Genomic DNA, 16,452 nt, shown 5'->3' on the forward strand with positions numbered 1-16,452 from the left:
ATCTTAAAATACGTTATATGAGAGACCTAAACCGAAATAATACGCTTTCGCTTTCGCCTGTCCGAAGAAGTTGTTAAAAGAGTTTTTCACCTCTCTGCTTTTTGGAAATGCAATTGCTCCTGCGACATCTACTCCAAAGCCTTTAGCAAGGTTAAATCCTAAACCGGCAGTAATAATATTAGAGTCAAAAGATGGTGTTTCCGCCTGGAAATTCTCATCCGTATATGGCGATTGATCATAATAATATCCAGCGCGTGCTGCAATCATATCATTGATTTTATATTGAGTTCCCACTCTCCAGGTCTGGGTGCTTTTGAAATTCTTCGGGCTTACCAAAACTGTTGGATCGTTGGGTTGATTTCCGATTGGTGCATTTGCAAAATCCAGAGTAAGCTGGCTGTATCGATCCCAACCACTGTAATTAAAGTCTGCAGAAACCAACCATTTCGGAGTCACTTTGTAAGTAACGCCTACGGTATATTCACTTACTAAAGGCAGGGTTGCTTTGAAAGAATCTGTTCCGGCAGCATCCAGACCTAAAGAAGGATATAAAGCCGGAGAAATGTCGAAGCTTACTTTTCCGTTTTTGGCTTCCATATCTATTGGTGAGCGGTAAGCTACGCTTATGTCCCATTTTTCATCAGGCTGAAAATAAAAACCGACGCCAAAACCGCTTCCAGACGCTTTATCATCTGTTAGATTGAGGGTTGCGCCTGGCTGAGTCACCGCTTTGTCCCAGTTTACACTTCCTTTTGCATAGATATAACTACCACCCACAGATGCCCAAGGCGCTAATTTAAATGAAATCATGGGTTGAAAATAAAAAGCTTTCAACTCCAAACGCTGTACGATTTCGCGGCCAGCCCAGTCAGCAGGCCATTCAATAGTGCTGCCGAACGGTGTAGATAAATTAAATCCAATAGAAACATTGTCTAAAACTTTATACGCGATCGCAGCATAAACCGGTGTTCCAAGAGGATTATTCGTCTCATAAGATTGAAGAGTAGATGAATTTTGGTACGTTACAATTGATTTGGCACCAAAACCACCAGCTGCAACACTTAATTTAGAAGGGATGAAAGACATTCCTGCAGGATTGAAAAATGTTACACTCGCATCCTCCGCATGTGCACTTGTGTGAGCCATTGCTAATTGCTTTACACCTTGTAAAGAAACTCTAAAGCCTCCAGCGTGAGCAAGAACCCCAGCCAACAATGCTGTTGTTAAAACTATTTTTTTCATAAAATCATTATTAATGTTCCAAATATAAAATTAATTTTTAAACAAATGTTAATTATTCTTAAATTATTTTAAACAAATGCTATTATATGCCTAATGTTTAATTTGGATCGTCATCTGTTGAAGCTTGAAAAGCCTTTATTAATAATGATTATTAAAATTATTTATCTATAAAAATAGTTACTGTTTAATTTAAATGAAATCAATAATGGCGAAATTAATTTTAATTTTTAAATTATATTATTTGCATAGTATTTCAAGGAACATTAAGTAATTCACAAAATACCGACTTATTTATGCGTAATTAAAAAATCTACACTGTTAAATTCACTCTCATTGAAATATACAAAAAAAAATATAGTAAATTTGCAACATATAATAAAAATATAAATATGAGTTGTGGATGTAAAACATCCGGCGATTCGTCCCATTCATGCGGAACAAAATCCGCGAATGGCTGTGGAAGTGTAGATACTTGCGGGAATAGCTATAAATTAAGTGTTTTCGATTGGCTTTCGAATATTAACAATCCATCTCAATCTCAAACAGATTTTGTGGAAGTAAGATTCAAGAACGATCGCAAATTTTTTTATAAAAACGTCAATAAATTACCGCTTCATATGGGAAGCGTTATCACAGTAGAATCTAGTCCGGGTCACGATATAGGTGTAGTAAGCCTTACAGGAGAATTGGTGAAAATTCAGATGAAAAAGAAAAATGTCTCTGAAGAAAACCCTCTGAAAATTTACCGCTTAGCCAACCAAAAAGACATTGAGGTTTGGCAAGATGCCCGTGGAAAAGAAGAAAGCGTAAAAATTCAAGCCAGAAAGATTGCTTATGCACTCAATCTAGAAATGAAAATCACCGATGTGGAATACCAGGGTGACGGCACGAAAGTTACCTTCTTTTATACCGCAGAAACCCGCGTGGATTTCCGCCAGCTGATTAAAGAATTCGCTTCTTTATTCCGCGCCAAGATTGATATGAAACAAATCGGTTTCCGGCAGGAAGCAGCAAAAGTCGGAGGCATCGGGTCTTGCGGAAGAGAATTGTGTTGTTCAACCTGGTTGACAGACTTCCGTTCTGTAAATACCAATGCAGCAAGGTATCAGCAACTGAGCATCAATCCTCAGAAATTAGCCGGCCAATGTGGAAAACTGAAATGTTGTCTTAACTATGAACTCGACAGTTATTTGGATGCGCTAAGCGATTTCCCGCCATCGTCAACAACGATTGACACCGAAAAAGGAAAAGCGTTCTGTATTAAAATTGATGTTTTCAAAAAAAGAATGTGGTTCGCTTATGCGGATCATTCAATGGCATGGTATGATTTGGATGTTCAGGATGTGAAAAAAATGATCGCCAAAAATAAAAAAGGCGAGAAAGCACCACCTTTAGAAGACGTAAAAGTTCACGATATTCCTGTGAAATCAGTAGATTTAATCCAGGAAAATAATATGGACCGCTTCGAAAGAAGGAATAAAAACACAGGTAAAAATCAAAATAAAAGAAAGCCAAACAACCAGCAAAAGTCAGAGAACAAACCGGCGGTAAATCAAGGCGAAAAAAGAAAGAGAATTTCTGAAAAACCAGCTGAAAAGCCTGTTAATAAACCAGCACAGCCAAATGCAAAGTCGCCTCAACAAAAGCCGAAAAACTTTAAAAAGAAGCCTCAGCCAAAACGTGATGACAATGCATAAGATAATGGGTGCTTTTTTCGTTCTGTGTTTTCTTGCCAGTTGCAGTAAAGATTCTGAACAGGTGTTTGTGAATAATCTCAACGGAAAATGGGACAAAAAAGCAGAACAGAAATTTGACTTTAAAGTAACAGATGCTCAAAAAGCAAAAAATATTATATTTGTTGTAAGAAATAACAACGATTATCCTTACAGCAATATCAGGTTGATTGTTAATTTCCTCGATGGGCAGACGAAAAAGAAGAGTACAGATACCCTGAATTATATTTTGGTAGAACCCAACGGAAGGTGGATAGGAAAAGGTTTCGGCGATACCAAAGAAACCCTCTTTCAATATAAATTAGATTATAAATTTCCGGCCAATGGGGAGTATTCCATCGGGATTATTCAAGCGATGAGAAATGATAACCTGCCTGGAATTGAAGATATTGGCGTAAAAATAGAAACAGCACAACCGTAAACTTATTTATGGAAAACACACAGAACAAAGGAAGTAAACCGCAACAAAAATTTCCGCTTCCTCCAAAAAAAGCCAAAAACACGGGCTGGAAAAAATGGGTGAAATTTGTTTGGACTGCACTCATTCTCCTCATCGTGGGAATCGCAGCAATATTTTTTGCCGTGTCGCAAGGTTTTCTTGGTGACATGCCCGATGTAAAAGAACTTGAGAATCCAGATATTTATGTGGCTTCTGAAATTTATTCTTCAGATGGACAAATGTTGGGTAAGTTTGAAAAAGAAAAAACCCAACCTATTACCTATAAGGAATTACCACCCTTTTTAATTTATGCCTTACAGGCAAAAGAAGATGAGCGATTCAAAGAGCACTCGGGAATTGATCTGCAATCGGTTGCCCGTGCGGTTGCCTTTGGCGGAAAACGCGGTGGTGGCTCCACCATTACCCAGCAATTGGCGAAACTCTTATTTACAGGAGCTGCATCGCAAAACAGTGTCCAAAGATCTTTTCAGAAGTTAAAGGAGTGGGTCGTAGCAGTAAGTTTAGAAAAGCGCTATACCAAAGAAGAAATTATTACCCTTTATTTCAACAAATTTGATTTTGTAAATAATGCCAACGGAATTGAAATGGCGTCCCGAATTTATTTTAATAAAAAAGCAAATCAACTCACTTTGCCGGAAGCTGCAATGTTTGTAGCAATGCTTGAAGCGCCGGTAGCAAATAATCCCATGCGAAATCCGGAAAGGGCAAAACGCAGAAGAGATGTGGTGCTGGATCAAATGTTGAAAACAGGTTATCTCGATCAGGCAACCTATGAAAAAGCGGTGGCAACGCCTATCGATGTTGATTTTCATCCCGTTAAATCTATTGATGAAGGCTATTCGGCTTACTATAAGTATTATCTGAGAAAAGAAATCGAGAGCTATATAAAAGATTACGAAAAGAATACCGGTAAAACTTTAAATTTATTTAAAGATGGTTTAAAAATTTACACCACGCTGGATTCGAAAATGCAAACCTATGCTGAAGAGGCGATTAAAGAACATTTAACCGATCTGCAAAGTAGATTTGATGCCGAACAGCGAGGCAGAAAACAAAGACCTTTCTATTTAATTAATGATACTCAGATCAACTCCATCATGCTCAGTGCGATGAAGCGGACCGGAAGATACAAGCAATTAAAGAATGCGGGTGTGCCGGAAGATTCAATTATGCTCGATTTTAAAAAGCCAATTAAAACTTCGAGATTTACTTGGGCTGGTGAAGAAGAAGTTGAAATGTCACCTTGGGATTCTATCCGTTATCATAAACAAATTGCACAGGCAGGGTTGATGTCGATGGTTCCCGCAACAGGTGAAATTAAAGCTTGGGTAGGAGGAATTAATTGGCAGCATTTTCAATACGACCACATTAAACAAGGTAAAAGACAGGTGGGATCAACCTTTAAACCGTTTGTTTATGCCACCGCAATTATGAAATTAGGAATGACGCCTTGTTCTACCGTTTCTAATGCTACTTACGTCAAAGGAAGTTGGAAAGTGCTGGGGTCAGGTGGGAATTTAACCTTACGAGATGCGATTGCGCATTCTAAAAACCCCGTAGCGGTTCGGTTAATTGAAATGACGGGCGTTAAAAGTGTCATACAAACTGCCCGCGATCTGGGAGTAACCGAAGAAATTCCAAACGAATATGCGGTGGCATTAGGTTCTTCAGATATTACGATATACGAAATGTTGGGCGCTTACAGTACTTTTGCCAATTACGGAAATTACATTAAACCCGAAATGATCTGGAGAATTGAAGATGCCAACGGAAGAGTCATTAAAGAAGTAAAACCTGTATCGAGGGAAGTGATGAACGAATTATACGCTTACACCATGATTGATTTGATGAAAGGCGTAACAGAATTCGGAACAGCTTCTGGAGAATTAGGGCGAAGAGGAGTTCCGAAAGGAATCGAAATCGCAGGTAAAACGGGAACAACGCAAAATAACTCCGATGGTTGGTTTATGGGAATCACCCCGAATCTGGCAACGGGCGTTTGGGTCGGCTGGGAAGACCGGGCGACGCATTTCCGGGGAACCGGTGAAGGACAGGGTGCTAAAATGGCCTTACCGATTTGGGCGATTTATATGAAAAAAGTTTGGGCAGATAAAGAATTGGGAATTTCTCCCGAAGATAAATTCGTGAAACCGTCTAACTGGACCGGAAACTGCGGCGATCTGAATGGACTTGGCGGCTATGGTGACGATGGCGGTTTGCAAACCATCGATGAAATCAAGAATCCAAAGACAGAAGAGCCGGTGAACAACACCAAAAAACCGTCGGCAAGAAAAGAAGATAACGTTAATGAAAATATCAATACCGGCGACGATATCGATTTTAACAAATAACGACCATCTATACAATAAATGGAAAACATCCTTTCAATCTTTGGAAGGATGTTTTTTTTAACGAACTTTGAATCATGAATTTAGATCAAATTACCCAACAATACTTAACGCTTTTTCCCGGTGATCTTTCTGGAAATCCCATGCAAAGGCAAACACCAAAAGCCGTATTTTCTACCGTAGAAATTGCCGGTTTTGAAAACCCTGAACTGATTATATTTAATGAAAAACTTGCCGTCGAAATCGGTTTAGAGAAAATTGAAAACCAAGCCGATGAAGATTTTTTAAACGCAAAATCTCTTCCCAGCGATATGAAAACTTACGCAACGGCATACGCCGGGCATCAGTTCGGCAACTGGGCGGGACAATTGGGAGATGGCCGTGCTATTTTTGCTGGCGAGATTAAAAATGCCCAAGGTGAAAACACCGAAATACAATGGAAAGGTGCCGGTGCAACTCCGTATTCCCGTCACGCAGACGGTCGGGCCGTTCTCCGTTCTTCCGTTAGGGAATATTTAATGAGCGAGGCGATGTATCATTTGGGAATTCCGACAACACGTGCGTTATCCCTTTCTTTTAGCGGTGAACAAGTCATTCGGGACATGTTATATGATGGGAATGCCGCTTATGAAAAAGGAGCCGTCATGACCAGAACCGCGCCGAGTTTTTTAAGGTTTGGACATTTTGAATTGCTTTCTGCCCAAGGTGAAAATCAAACTTTGCAACAACTCGCTGATTTTGCGGTCGAAAATTACTTCCCTGAGATCGACAGCACCAGTCCGGAGAAATATGCCGAGTTCTTTAAAGCAGTCGCCCATAAAACTGCCGATATGATTGTAGAATGGTATCGCGTAGGATTCGTTCACGGCGTGATGAACACCGACAATATGTCGATTATCGGCTTAACAACTGATTACGGTCCGTTTTCTTTCCTGGATGAATATGATTTGAATTTCACCCCAAATACGACGGATTTACCCGGTCGCAGATACGCTTTTGGAAATCAGGCAAAAATCGCACAGTGGAATCTTTGGCAACTGGCAAATGCGTTATTTCCTTTAATTAAAGATGAAAAGAAATTAGAAAAAACCCTGAATGATTTCAACAGGAACTTTTGGATCAAGCATGACGAAATGATGGCCAGAAAATTCGGTCTTGATAAGCTGCAGCAAGGTGATGACGAATTATTCACCAAAGCACAACAACTCATGCAGGATTTAGAAATTGATTATACTTTATTTTTTAAACAACTGGAAGCATACTCGGAAAATATTGATTTCAAAATCCACTTTAAGGAGGTTTTCTATTCAAAAACAACAGAAGAGCAATTTGAAAAATTAAAAGAATTCCTCAGTCTTTATCAAAGTCGGTTAGCGAAAAATTCAATTTCAAAAACGGAGTCTTTAATGATGATGAAAGAAACAAATCCTAAGTTCATCCTTAGAAATTATCTGCTTTTTGAATGCATCAATGAACTGAATGAAGGAAAAAAAGAATTACTGAACAAAATACTTACTGCCTTAGAAAATCCTTACCAGGAAATCTACCCTGAGTTTTCTGTAAAACGACCGCCGCAATATGATGGACAAACCGGTTGTTCTACACTTTCCTGCAGTTCTTAAAATTTCTTACTTTTGCGCAAATTTATTACCTTGAATCTGAAACAAAAATTGACCGGTTTTCTGAAAACTGTTTTCCCGGAAACAAAATTCGAATTGTTTTTATTTCTACTGTTCCTTACAGCGTATGGGTTCTTAGGAACCACAATTGCTTTGAATTACCGAATTGTTTTTGATGACCGAATTCCCTGGGACGCTTATTTTAGTTTTGATAACCGGGCAATTGTCATGACGGGTGGCGGATTTGAGAGACATCCGTTAGCAAACTATTTTTTCAACTGGATACGGGAGTTTGCATACTTGTTTTCTCATGGAAAGAAAGATGGAACCTTCCGACTGGTATTGGCGTGGTGCAGCAACTTTGCGGTGAGTTTAAGTTTAATTCAGATTTACAAATATTTAAAGAATATTATTGCGTTACCCAAAAAGATTTCTTTACTGATTCTTTTCTTTTTCTCTTTTTTCACCACTCCGATTTTACTTTCCTTCACCCCGGAAACCTACACCTACACGTTGTTGTTTCTGGTTTTGTTTAATTATTATGCCGCTTTAAAATTAAGAAAGGAAGAAAAAATTCCCGCTGCGGCTTTGGCTTTGGCAGGAGTTGCTATCGGTGGATTAACGGTAACGAATATAGTTAAAGTATATATTCCGCTTCTTTTTGAAAAGAAGGTTTTCCGGAACTGGCGAAAATTTGGAAATCTTGTTTTGCGCGTTGTAATTTCAGTTTCTGTATTTGTCTTATTGTTTTTGTACCGTTTGGATTTTAAGTTTTTAAACTTTTTAAATAAATCCGGTGAACAATACGAAAAGTTTTCTAACCCAAAAGTAACGCCGGTTTGGGACATGATGGTGTCCTGGTTTTTTGGCGGCAATATACTGTTCAGCAGTTTTGCTTTACGCGATTATCACAATAAAAAGGGATTCCAGTACAAAGCGCTTTTTATGGATGTTTATTCCTCTGCGGTTCCGTATCTTTTTGTGGCAGCGATTTTAATACTTGTTTTATGGAGTTTTGCCAGAAACCTTAAAAATAAATTCGTTCAGATTCTGATGATTTCTTTTTTGGTGGATATTGTCATTCACTGTATTTTAAAATTCGGACTGCACACTTCCTATATATACGGTGGTCACTTTATATTTGTAATTCCGTTGCTTCTGGGCTGGCTGTTTTATGGTTATAAAGATTCGCCGAAAACGCTGTCGTTTTTGTATGGTACTGTTTCTGTTCTGTTCTTTTACCTGATCATTAATAACATTTTCAGAATGGCTGAGTTTTTTGATTTTCTGGGAATGTATTATCGATAATTCTATAGCCGTTTTTTCAGTTCAGTTTTAAAACAAAAAAAAACGCATTAAAAAATGCGTTTTTAATTTTATTTAAAAAAAAATTATTTCTTTTTGGTTTTTACCTTATCGACTTCCTCTTTAAGGAAAGGATATTTTTGCTGCATATCTTCCAGCAAATGAGGATCGAGATTTAAAGCGGTTGCCAATGCTTCCCTGCCTTTCTTCTGGCTGTTCAGCTGGAAATAACAGTTGCTTAACTGATAGAACAGTTCGGCTCTGATATGGGATTTTGTCGCTTCTACCAGGACATTTACGGCTTCTTCAAATTCGCCAATCAGCATTAATACTTCTGAATAGGCATACCAATTATAGAAACGCTCTGGTTCCAAATCTACCAATCTTTTCAGGCAGACTAAACTTTCTTCAAACTTGCCACCTTCAATGTACAGAAAAGCCAGTCTTTTCTGATAATCCAAATTGGATTCGTTCAGGGAAACCGCTTCTTTTGCAAAATGCAGGGCTTCTTTCATTGCACCCATTTCTTCATAAACGTAGGATTGCTCCATCATCGAGAGGTAAAACTGGGGATCGTCCCGCAATGATTTCTGAAAAGAGTTCAAGGCCAAAACCGGTTGTTTGTTTTCTTTGTAGCACAGTCCAATTTTATAAAAAGTAAATGATTTCGTGTATTCCAACGCCAACATTTCCTCGTAAACCGAGATGGCTTTCGACCATTCGCCCATCGCTTCGAAACAGGCCGCTTTGTTGGCGTAAACACCCACGGACTGAGGATTGATTGCCAAAAGATAATCGAACCCTTTAATCGCTTCTTCGTAGTTTTTCCTGTTAAAGTAAAACTGTCCGTATTCGTACCAAGCGGTTTCTGAGAACGCAAATTTATCCAGATAACCGTTCAGAAACTCGATGGCTTCATCGCTTCTTTTCAATTGGTTATAACAGGACATCACGTTTTCTAAGGAATACTCATCCTGCGGATCAAAATTCAGAGCCAGTTTATAATGTTTCAAGGCTTTAAACGGATCCTCCAAATTGACAAATTCATCGGCGATGAAATTATGCAGGAAATTTTCTTCTTCTTCCAGTTCCAGCCCTTTCTCGCAATATTCTATCGAGCGTCTTGGATTACCAAGGTTGGAATAATATTTGGCGCAGCAAACCAGAAAGTCTGTATTATCCATGCAGGATTCCTTCAGTTCATTCATCAGTTCTTTGGCTTCAGGATATTTTTCCAGTTCCAAAAGAACCTCGAACTGTTTCACTTTTAAATCAAGGGAGTTCGGGTGAATTTTCAACCCATATTTCGTTGCCATATCGGCGAAGGAGATATCCCCCATTTCGAGGTAATAAATAATGATTTCTTCATACTCCTCGGTTTCGAAGTAGAATTCATCATTATTCTCAACCATTGCTTCGAACTTTTCTACAAGTTCATTTTCAAAAAATTCTTCCAAAATATTTGTTATCTTTTTTCAATTGCTAAAATTACTTTGTAGTTTTTGAAAAAGTTTTTTCTTTTATTAATACTATCCTTTTTTATTTCTATAAATCTTCAAGAGCAATTTTTTGGGTTTCCCCTCTTTTTATCTCTTGTCTAGATTTTTTAATTTTTTTACAAAATCTTTACCGTAAAATTCTCCATTCTCAACAAAATATACTCCGACAGCTTTAAGAACATTACTGATTTTTGACAATTTCTTTTTTGTTTTTCGGATCGATTGAGATGGTATTTTTTAAAATTTTAATAAAATTAATAATTTATATCTGAAAAATCAAAAATCTTCGGAAAACATCTTTCTTCGGACTTTATCTTTTCATTTTTAAATCAAACTTTTAATCTTTTCGATCATTTGATCTCCCAATTGATCGGCTTCTTCTTGTGAAAATGCCTCGGTATAAATCCTGATAATCGGTTCTGTATTTGACTTTCTCAAATGTACCCAATTGTTTTCAAAATCGATCTTCACACCATCAATTGTTGAAAGTTCCTCATTTTGATACTCTTTTTCCACTTTAGTTAAAAGCTCGTCAACATTAATATCAGGAGTTAACTCGATTTTCTTTTTACCCATAAAATAACTTGGATAAGTCGCCCGGAGTTCTGAAACCGTTTTGTTTTCTTTTGCCAAATGCGTCAAAAATAGAGCCACACCCACCAAAGAATCCCGGCCGTAATGAAGTTCAGGGTAAATAATTCCTCCATTTCCTTCGCCACCGATAACCGCATTTTTTTCTTTCATTAAAGTAACCACGTTGACTTCTCCCACAGCACTTGCGAAATATTCGGAACCCAACGTACGTGCGACGTCTCTTAAAGCGCGACTCGAAGAAAGATTAGAAACCGCCACACCTTTTTTATTTTTCAAAAGATAATCTGCAACGGCAACCAAAGTGTATTCTTCACCGAAAAGCTCACCGTTTTCATCCACCAAAGCCAAGCGGTCAACATCTGGGTCAACCACGATTCCGACATCGGCTTTCTCGGCTTTCATCAGTTCGCAAATGTCTCCTAAATGTTCTTTTAACGGTTCCGGATTGTGTGGAAAATGGCCGGTTGGTTCGCAGTATAATTTCACGACTTCACACCCGAAATGTTCTAACAACTGAGGAATGGCAATTCCGCCGGTAGAATTTACAGCGTCTACAACGACTTTGAATTTTTTAGCTTTAATGGCTTCGGCATCAACCATCGGCAAATCCAAAATCTTTTGAATATGAATATCGAAAGCATCGTCTCTGGTTTCGTATTTTCCTAAATCATCAACCTGGGCATACTCAAAATCCTGACTTTCCGCTAATGCTAAAACTTCAGTGCCATTCTCACCGGTAATGAATTCGCCTTTCTCATTTAATAATTTCAGCGCGTTCCATTGTTTTGGATTGTGAGAAGCGGTTAAAATAATTCCACCATCTGCGTTGAGTTCCGGAACCATTACCTCAACAGTTGGCGTTGTAGAAAGACCTAAATCAATTACGTGAATTCCCAACCCCTGTAAAGTTGCAGTAACCAATGAATTCACCATTGCTCCGGAAATACGGGCATCACGACCAACGACTAAGGTTAAATCTTTTTTGTTTTTATTATTTTGAAGCCAAGTCCCAAAAGCTGACGTGAATTTTACCACATCAAGTGGAGTTAGATTTTCATCAACTTTCCCACCGATGGTTCCGCGGATTCCTGAGATCGATTTTATTAAAGACATACGTTGAAATTATTTAATTGTGGTTCTTCATTTCAGCATTTTTAAGATGTCTGGAAAATGCTGTTTAAAACTTTGCAAAAATACGAAGATTTAACCACAGTTTTGCAAAATTTAAAATAACAGAAAACTGCGCCATTTTTGTTGCACGGCTATAAAAAAAACGGACAAAAATGCCCGTTCCTTAAATTAATAAAAGATTAATTTATTTTTTGATCAAACCGAGTTCAATCAATCTTTCTTGCAGAAATTCTCCTGCCGTAGTGTCTTCATACAATTTCGGGTTGTTCTCATCCACACAGTTTTCTAAAGCATTCAGCGGCATTTCGCTCACCGGATGCATAAAAAACGGAATGGAATAACGGGAAGTTCCCCACATTTCTCTCGGCGGATTTACCACTTGGTGAATTGTAGATTTCAGTTTGTTATTGGTATGTCTTGACAACATATCGCCAACATTGATCATCAGTTCGTCTGGTTGTGCAATAGCATCGATCCACTCTCCATCGTGATTCATCACCTGAAGTCCTTTTCCCTGAGCGCCCATCAAAAGCGTAATCAAATTGATGTCGCCGTGGGCAGCTGCTCGAACTGCATTGTCCGGCTCCTGCGTAATCGGCGGATAATGGATTGGTCTCAAAATAGAGTTTCCTTCAGCGACAAATTTGTCGAAATAAAACTCATCTAAACCAAGATACAAAGCCAAAGCCCGCAAAACATAAACGCCGGTTTTTTCCAACATTTGGTAAGCTTCTTTTCCAACAACATTGAATTTGGGATTTTCTGTAACTTCTACATTATCCGGATATTCAGCTGCGTATTTTGAGCCGTCTTCCAGATACTGTCCGAAATGCCAGAATTCTTTTAAATCTCCTTTTTTGAAACCTTTTGCGGTTTCTTTTCCGAAACCTACATAACCACGCTGTCCGCCGATTCCGGGGATTTCGTATTTCTGTTTGGTTTCTACAGGCAGATCAAAGAATTTTTTTACTTCGCCATAAAGTTCATCAACCAACCGGTCGTCTAAGAAGTGACCTTTTAGCGCAACGAAGCCAATTTCTTCGTATGCTTTTCCGATTTCATTTACAAATTTTTGTTTGCGTTCCGGTTCACCCGAAAGGAAATCACGCAAATCCACACTTGGGATCTGTTTCATTTTGTTTGATTAAGAATTCGTCTGCAAATTTAAGTTTTTTTAGATTAAAATTTTAATTATCAGTAAATTTGCCACAATCCATTAGATTATGAAACAATTCTCATCCAAACGAAGCATTCAGATACTTGCCTATTTATTAAAAGAATACGGAATTTCCGATATCGTCATTTCCCCCGGATCACGGAATGCGCCGTTGGCCATTCACTTTTCAGAAATTGATGAATTGAACTGTTACAGTATTGTAGATGAGAGAAGTGCGGCTTTCGTGGGAATGGGAATGGCGAAAAGTGCAAAAAAACCCGTAGCAATAACCTGTACAAGTGGTTCTGCTGCAGCCAATTATTATCCGGCGATTACGGAAGCTTTTTATTCAAATACACCGCTTTTAATTTTGACAGCAGACCGCCCAGTTGATTTTGTAGATATATTCGATGGACAAACCATCCGTCAGAAAGATCTTTTCCGGCAACATTCCTACGGAGATTTTCAGTTGTTGGAAGATTCAGAAGAAAATGCCGGGGATTATAATTTCGCATTAATTAAAAAAGCCATCGAGGTCTGTTTTGAAAAACAGGGGCCGGTTCATATCAATATTCCGCTGGAAGAACCTTTGTACAATGTGGTTTCGGAACTTCCGAATTTTCCACCGGTAGAAAAAACCATCCGCGAAACTACTTATGAATTGTCTTCAAATATTATCGCGGAATGGAATACTTCAAAAAGAATTATGATTCTGGTCGGAACAAGAGACTACAGTGAAGAACTCGAAATGCAGTTGTCGCAATTGGTTAAAAATCATAGTGTTGTTATTTTAAAGGAAGCCAATTCCAATTTGAAGCACCATAAGTTTTTCGCGCATATCGACCGGTATATTTTTAATTTTAATGAGGCGGATTTCAAAACTTATGCACCGGATTTATTAATTACGGTCGGCCAAAATGTAGTTTCCAAAAAAGTAAAACAGTTTCTGCGAAAAGCGAATCCAAAATGTCACTGGCATATTGATGAGGTTTGGCACCCGGATACTTTCTTTGCACTGACTGAAAAAGTAAAAGCAACTCCTGAAAAATTCTTTGCTCAATTATTAAAATTCGTTTCACTGGAACCTAGTCCGTACTTCAATCTGTGGGATGTTCTGCGTGATAAAAGAGATTTGAAACACGCACAATATTCTGAGCAAACAAGCTTTTCCGATTTTAAACTTTTTGAACTGCTTTCTGGAAAATTACCGGAAAAAATCAATCTGCATCTCAGTAATTCTTCGGCGATCCGGTATGCGCAACTTTTTGATTTTCAGAAAAATAACGTTTACTGCAACCGCGGAACCAGCGGAATCGACGGTTCGACTTCAACCGCGATGGGTTTTGCAATGAAATCCCAAAAGCAAACTGTTCTGGTAACGGGAGATATAAGTTTCTTCTATGATATCAATGGTTTGTGGAACAATTATATTCCGCCTTATACCAGAATTATCATCTTTAATAATGGCGGCGGAGATATTTTCAAAATTATTCCGGGACCAAGTTCTACAAACGCTTTGGACGAATTTATTTTGACAAAGCATCACAAAAACGCAGAATATTTAGCGAAACATTTTGGATTTGCTTACACTAAAGTTGATGATGAGGACACGCTTTCGCGGGTTTTAGATCATTTCTTTAAACAGGATGAGAAGCCGAAAATCCTGGAAGTTGACACTTCGAATATTGAAAATGCTGAGGTTTTAAAAGGCTATTTCGAATTTTTGAAATCCTAATGGATTTACAGTTCGATTTGTTCAGACTGTTTGGGTAAATTCTTTATTTTTTCTATCGGATAGCTGCAATTGTCGTCCAGAGTATTCATTGCATTAATGATTTGAAAATGAGAATATTCGCTCAGATTTTGCAGGGTAATTTCCGCTTCTTTAATTTTCTTTGACTGGAGTAAGTTTTGTCTCTGAACTCCGTTTAATAAATAGGTTTTTGGCGTAAACCAGTCTTTCCCTTTTTTAAATAAAAGATTAGAATAAGAAGAATCGGTAATGTGATTGTTTTTTACAATGATAATTTCCGAGGCTTTCGATAAAATTTTCATTTTTTCGAGTTCTTTCCGGTCCTCAAATTTGAAGGAATAATCACAGGAATTATTTTCAACTAACTTGAAATCGGCAATTTCAGACATCGCATACGGAATCATCTGTGTTTTGTATTTGCCTGTTAGATCGTAAACGATTTTAAATTTATAGAGACCATCTTCATCATGTTCCAGGCTTTTATAGATCTCGTCTAAATTGATGGTGACTTCTTTGCCAAAATTAGAAAACGTATCATTGACGCGTTTCTGATGGTGATTTAGTAGGAAAATCTGCTTGTCTTCTACCTTAATGCTTTCAATGAATTGGGACATAAATTTTATTTTTCATTTCTTTGTATTCGTCTGCAAAATTACTCAAATGAGTGATTCCACCACCGCTTTTGAAGTAAAGTTTTCCGTTTTCTTTTTCAATGAACCGAATCATCACACAGGAATCCAGGTTTTTACCGTCGAACCAGCCGCAAACGCCTGTGTAGAAACCTCTTTTGTGATTTTCTGCTTCCAGAATGATGCTTAAAGTTTTCGGTTTTGGCGCCCCGAGAATAGAGCCGGCAGGAAGTAATTTTTTCATGATGCTTCCTGTTTTGTTTTGAAATTCAGGTTTCAGTTTGCCTGAAATTTCTGAACTCATCGCGTACAAATCTTTATTATTGGTTTGAATGAAATGCATTCGTTGAAATTCATTCACTTTCACTTCATCAGCAACCATGCTCAGGTCATTCCGGAGTAAATCGACCACGGTATAATGTTCTGCTTTTTCTTTACGGTCGTTTTTCAAAACTTCAGCTGCATTTTCCGTGGAGGCATCAATTGTTCCTTTCATCGGATGTGTAAAGATTTCATTATCAATTATTTCAACAAAAGTTTCAGGAGAAAAACAGACGAACTGATCATGGTAAAGAACTTTGTATTTTGCTTTCGACCGATGAAAAATTTCCTCTAAACTGAGGTTGATTTCAATTTCAGTTTTACAGGTGTAATTGGTGAGATAAGAATTTCCCAATTTGAGATTTTGCAGGACTTTATCAAATCCTTTTTTATAAACCTCTTCACTTTCTGGAAATGATTTTAATTGAATATTGGTTTTGTTCTCTTGTTGATGAGGTGCGCCTGTATTGTTTTGGAAATCAATAAATAAGCTGTTTTTTTTTAATTCGTTTTCCGTAAAAACCAGAACGTTTTCTACTAAAAAATCAACCATAAAAAAGAAGGGAACTTTCTGTTGGGAAAGTTCATCCATTTTATCAAAGTTGGGATGATTGTTTTTTAGCATTGGGCAAAAATACTCTTTTTAGGAGTTAATCTTTAGG

Annotated in this window: 12 protein-coding genes; 6 read left to right on the plus strand and 6 right to left on the minus strand. The window is 37.9% G+C overall.

The features are described from left to right. Nucleotides 1-3: 3 nt before the first annotated feature. Nucleotides 4-1,242 (minus strand): OmpP1/FadL family transporter, encoded by a 1,239-nt coding sequence (locus tag QGN23_RS10580; RefSeq protein ID WP_282904272.1) that lies wholly within the window; start codon nt 1,240-1,242, stop codon nt 4-6. 389 nt (nt 1,243-1,631) lie between these two features. Here QGN23_RS10580 and QGN23_RS10585 point away from each other — a divergent pair, with 389 nt between their 5' ends. The 5 genes from QGN23_RS10585 (at nt 1,632) to QGN23_RS10605 (ending at nt 8,710) form a co-directional block, all read left to right on the plus strand. Then, nucleotides 1,632-2,939, plus strand: a complete 1,308-nt coding sequence (locus QGN23_RS10585; RefSeq protein ID WP_282904273.1) for a PSP1 domain-containing protein — start codon at nt 1,632-1,634, stop codon at nt 2,937-2,939. After that, nucleotides 2,932-3,396, plus strand: coding sequence for a gliding motility lipoprotein GldH (locus tag QGN23_RS10590; RefSeq protein ID WP_282904274.1), 465 nt, complete (start codon nt 2,932-2,934; stop codon nt 3,394-3,396). The genes QGN23_RS10585 and QGN23_RS10590 overlap by 8 nt, the downstream gene beginning before the upstream one ends. A gap of 8 nt (nt 3,397-3,404) precedes the next feature. Continuing rightward, on the plus strand, nt 3,405-5,786 hold the full coding sequence (locus QGN23_RS10595; protein ID WP_282904275.1) for a penicillin-binding protein 1A: 2,382 nt from the start codon (nt 3,405-3,407) through the stop codon (nt 5,784-5,786). A 74-nt stretch (nt 5,787-5,860) separates the two neighbouring features. Next, a complete protein-coding gene (locus tag QGN23_RS10600) occupies nt 5,861-7,405 on the plus strand; it encodes a protein adenylyltransferase SelO (RefSeq protein WP_282904276.1) in 1,545 nt (514 codons plus the stop codon). Nucleotides 7,406-7,417: 12 nt separating this feature from the next. Continuing rightward, the gene (locus QGN23_RS10605) at nt 7,418-8,710 is read left to right on the plus strand and encodes a DUF6080 domain-containing protein (RefSeq protein ID WP_282904277.1); all 1,293 of its coding nucleotides are present in this window, start codon (nt 7,418-7,420) and stop codon (nt 8,708-8,710) included. 83 nt (nt 8,711-8,793) lie between these two features. Here QGN23_RS10605 and QGN23_RS10610 read toward each other — a convergent pair whose 3' ends face one another. From QGN23_RS10610 to QGN23_RS10620, 3 genes are all read right to left on the minus strand, one after another. Continuing rightward, nucleotides 8,794-10,164, minus strand: coding sequence for a tetratricopeptide repeat protein (locus QGN23_RS10610; RefSeq protein ID WP_282904278.1), 1,371 nt, complete (start codon nt 10,162-10,164; stop codon nt 8,794-8,796). Nucleotides 10,165-10,530: 366 nt separating this feature from the next. Next, complete coding sequence (gene glmM, locus QGN23_RS10615) at nt 10,531-11,913, minus strand: phosphoglucosamine mutase (RefSeq protein WP_282904279.1); 1,383 nt, start codon at nt 11,911-11,913, stop codon at nt 10,531-10,533. Between the two features lie 202 nt (nt 11,914-12,115). Then, on the minus strand, nt 12,116-13,066 hold the full coding sequence (locus QGN23_RS10620) for an isopenicillin N synthase family dioxygenase (protein ID WP_282904280.1): 951 nt from the start codon (nt 13,064-13,066) through the stop codon (nt 12,116-12,118). A gap of 88 nt (nt 13,067-13,154) precedes the next feature. Here QGN23_RS10620 and menD point away from each other — a divergent pair, with 88 nt between their 5' ends. Continuing rightward, nucleotides 13,155-14,822 (plus strand): 2-succinyl-5-enolpyruvyl-6-hydroxy-3-cyclohexene-1-carboxylic-acid synthase, encoded by a 1,668-nt coding sequence (menD, locus tag QGN23_RS10625; protein WP_282904281.1) that lies wholly within the window; start codon nt 13,155-13,157, stop codon nt 14,820-14,822. A 5-nt stretch (nt 14,823-14,827) separates the two neighbouring features. Here menD and QGN23_RS10630 read toward each other — a convergent pair whose 3' ends face one another. Both QGN23_RS10630 and QGN23_RS10635 read right to left on the minus strand, forming a co-directional pair. Continuing rightward, nucleotides 14,828-15,454 (minus strand): aminotransferase class IV, encoded by a 627-nt coding sequence (locus QGN23_RS10630; protein ID WP_282904282.1) that lies wholly within the window; start codon nt 15,452-15,454, stop codon nt 14,828-14,830. Then, nucleotides 15,438-16,415: an aminodeoxychorismate synthase component I gene (locus QGN23_RS10635; RefSeq protein WP_282904283.1), complete on the minus strand. Its 978-nt coding sequence runs from the start codon at nt 16,413-16,415 to the stop codon at nt 15,438-15,440. Before QGN23_RS10635 ends, QGN23_RS10630 begins: the two co-directional genes overlap by 17 nt. Nucleotides 16,416-16,452 lie beyond the last annotated feature (37 nt).

Origin of the sequence: Chryseobacterium gotjawalense (assembly GCF_030012525.1) — a bacterium.
Lineage (GTDB): Bacteria > Bacteroidota > Bacteroidia > Flavobacteriales > Weeksellaceae > Kaistella > Kaistella gotjawalense.

Bases quoted from the DNA above. Each gene is read 5' to 3' on its own strand.
- QGN23_RS10585 (WP_282904273.1), top strand. From the start codon at position 1,632: ATGAGTTGTGGATGTAAAACATCCGGCGATTCGTCCCATTCATGCGGA.
- QGN23_RS10600 (WP_282904276.1), top strand. From the start codon at position 5,861: ATGAATTTAGATCAAATTACCCAACAATACTTAACGCTTTTTCCCGGT.
- menD (WP_282904281.1), top strand. From the start codon at position 13,155: ATGAAACAATTCTCATCCAAACGAAGCATTCAGATACTTGCCTATTTA.
- QGN23_RS10595 (WP_282904275.1), top strand. From the start codon at position 3,405: ATGGAAAACACACAGAACAAAGGAAGTAAACCGCAACAAAAATTTCCG.
- QGN23_RS10620 (WP_282904280.1), bottom strand. From the start codon at position 13,066: ATGAAACAGATCCCAAGTGTGGATTTGCGTGATTTCCTTTCGGGTGAA.
- QGN23_RS10590 (WP_282904274.1), top strand. From the start codon at position 2,932: ATGCATAAGATAATGGGTGCTTTTTTCGTTCTGTGTTTTCTTGCCAGT.
- glmM (WP_282904279.1), bottom strand. From the start codon at position 11,913: ATGTCTTTAATAAAATCGATCTCAGGAATCCGCGGAACCATCGGTGGG.
- QGN23_RS10635 (WP_282904283.1), bottom strand. From the start codon at position 16,415: ATGCTAAAAAACAATCATCCCAACTTTGATAAAATGGATGAACTTTCC.
- QGN23_RS10580 (WP_282904272.1), bottom strand. From the start codon at position 1,242: ATGAAAAAAATAGTTTTAACAACAGCATTGTTGGCTGGGGTTCTTGCT.
- QGN23_RS10630 (WP_282904282.1), bottom strand. From the start codon at position 15,454: ATGTCCCAATTCATTGAAAGCATTAAGGTAGAAGACAAGCAGATTTTC.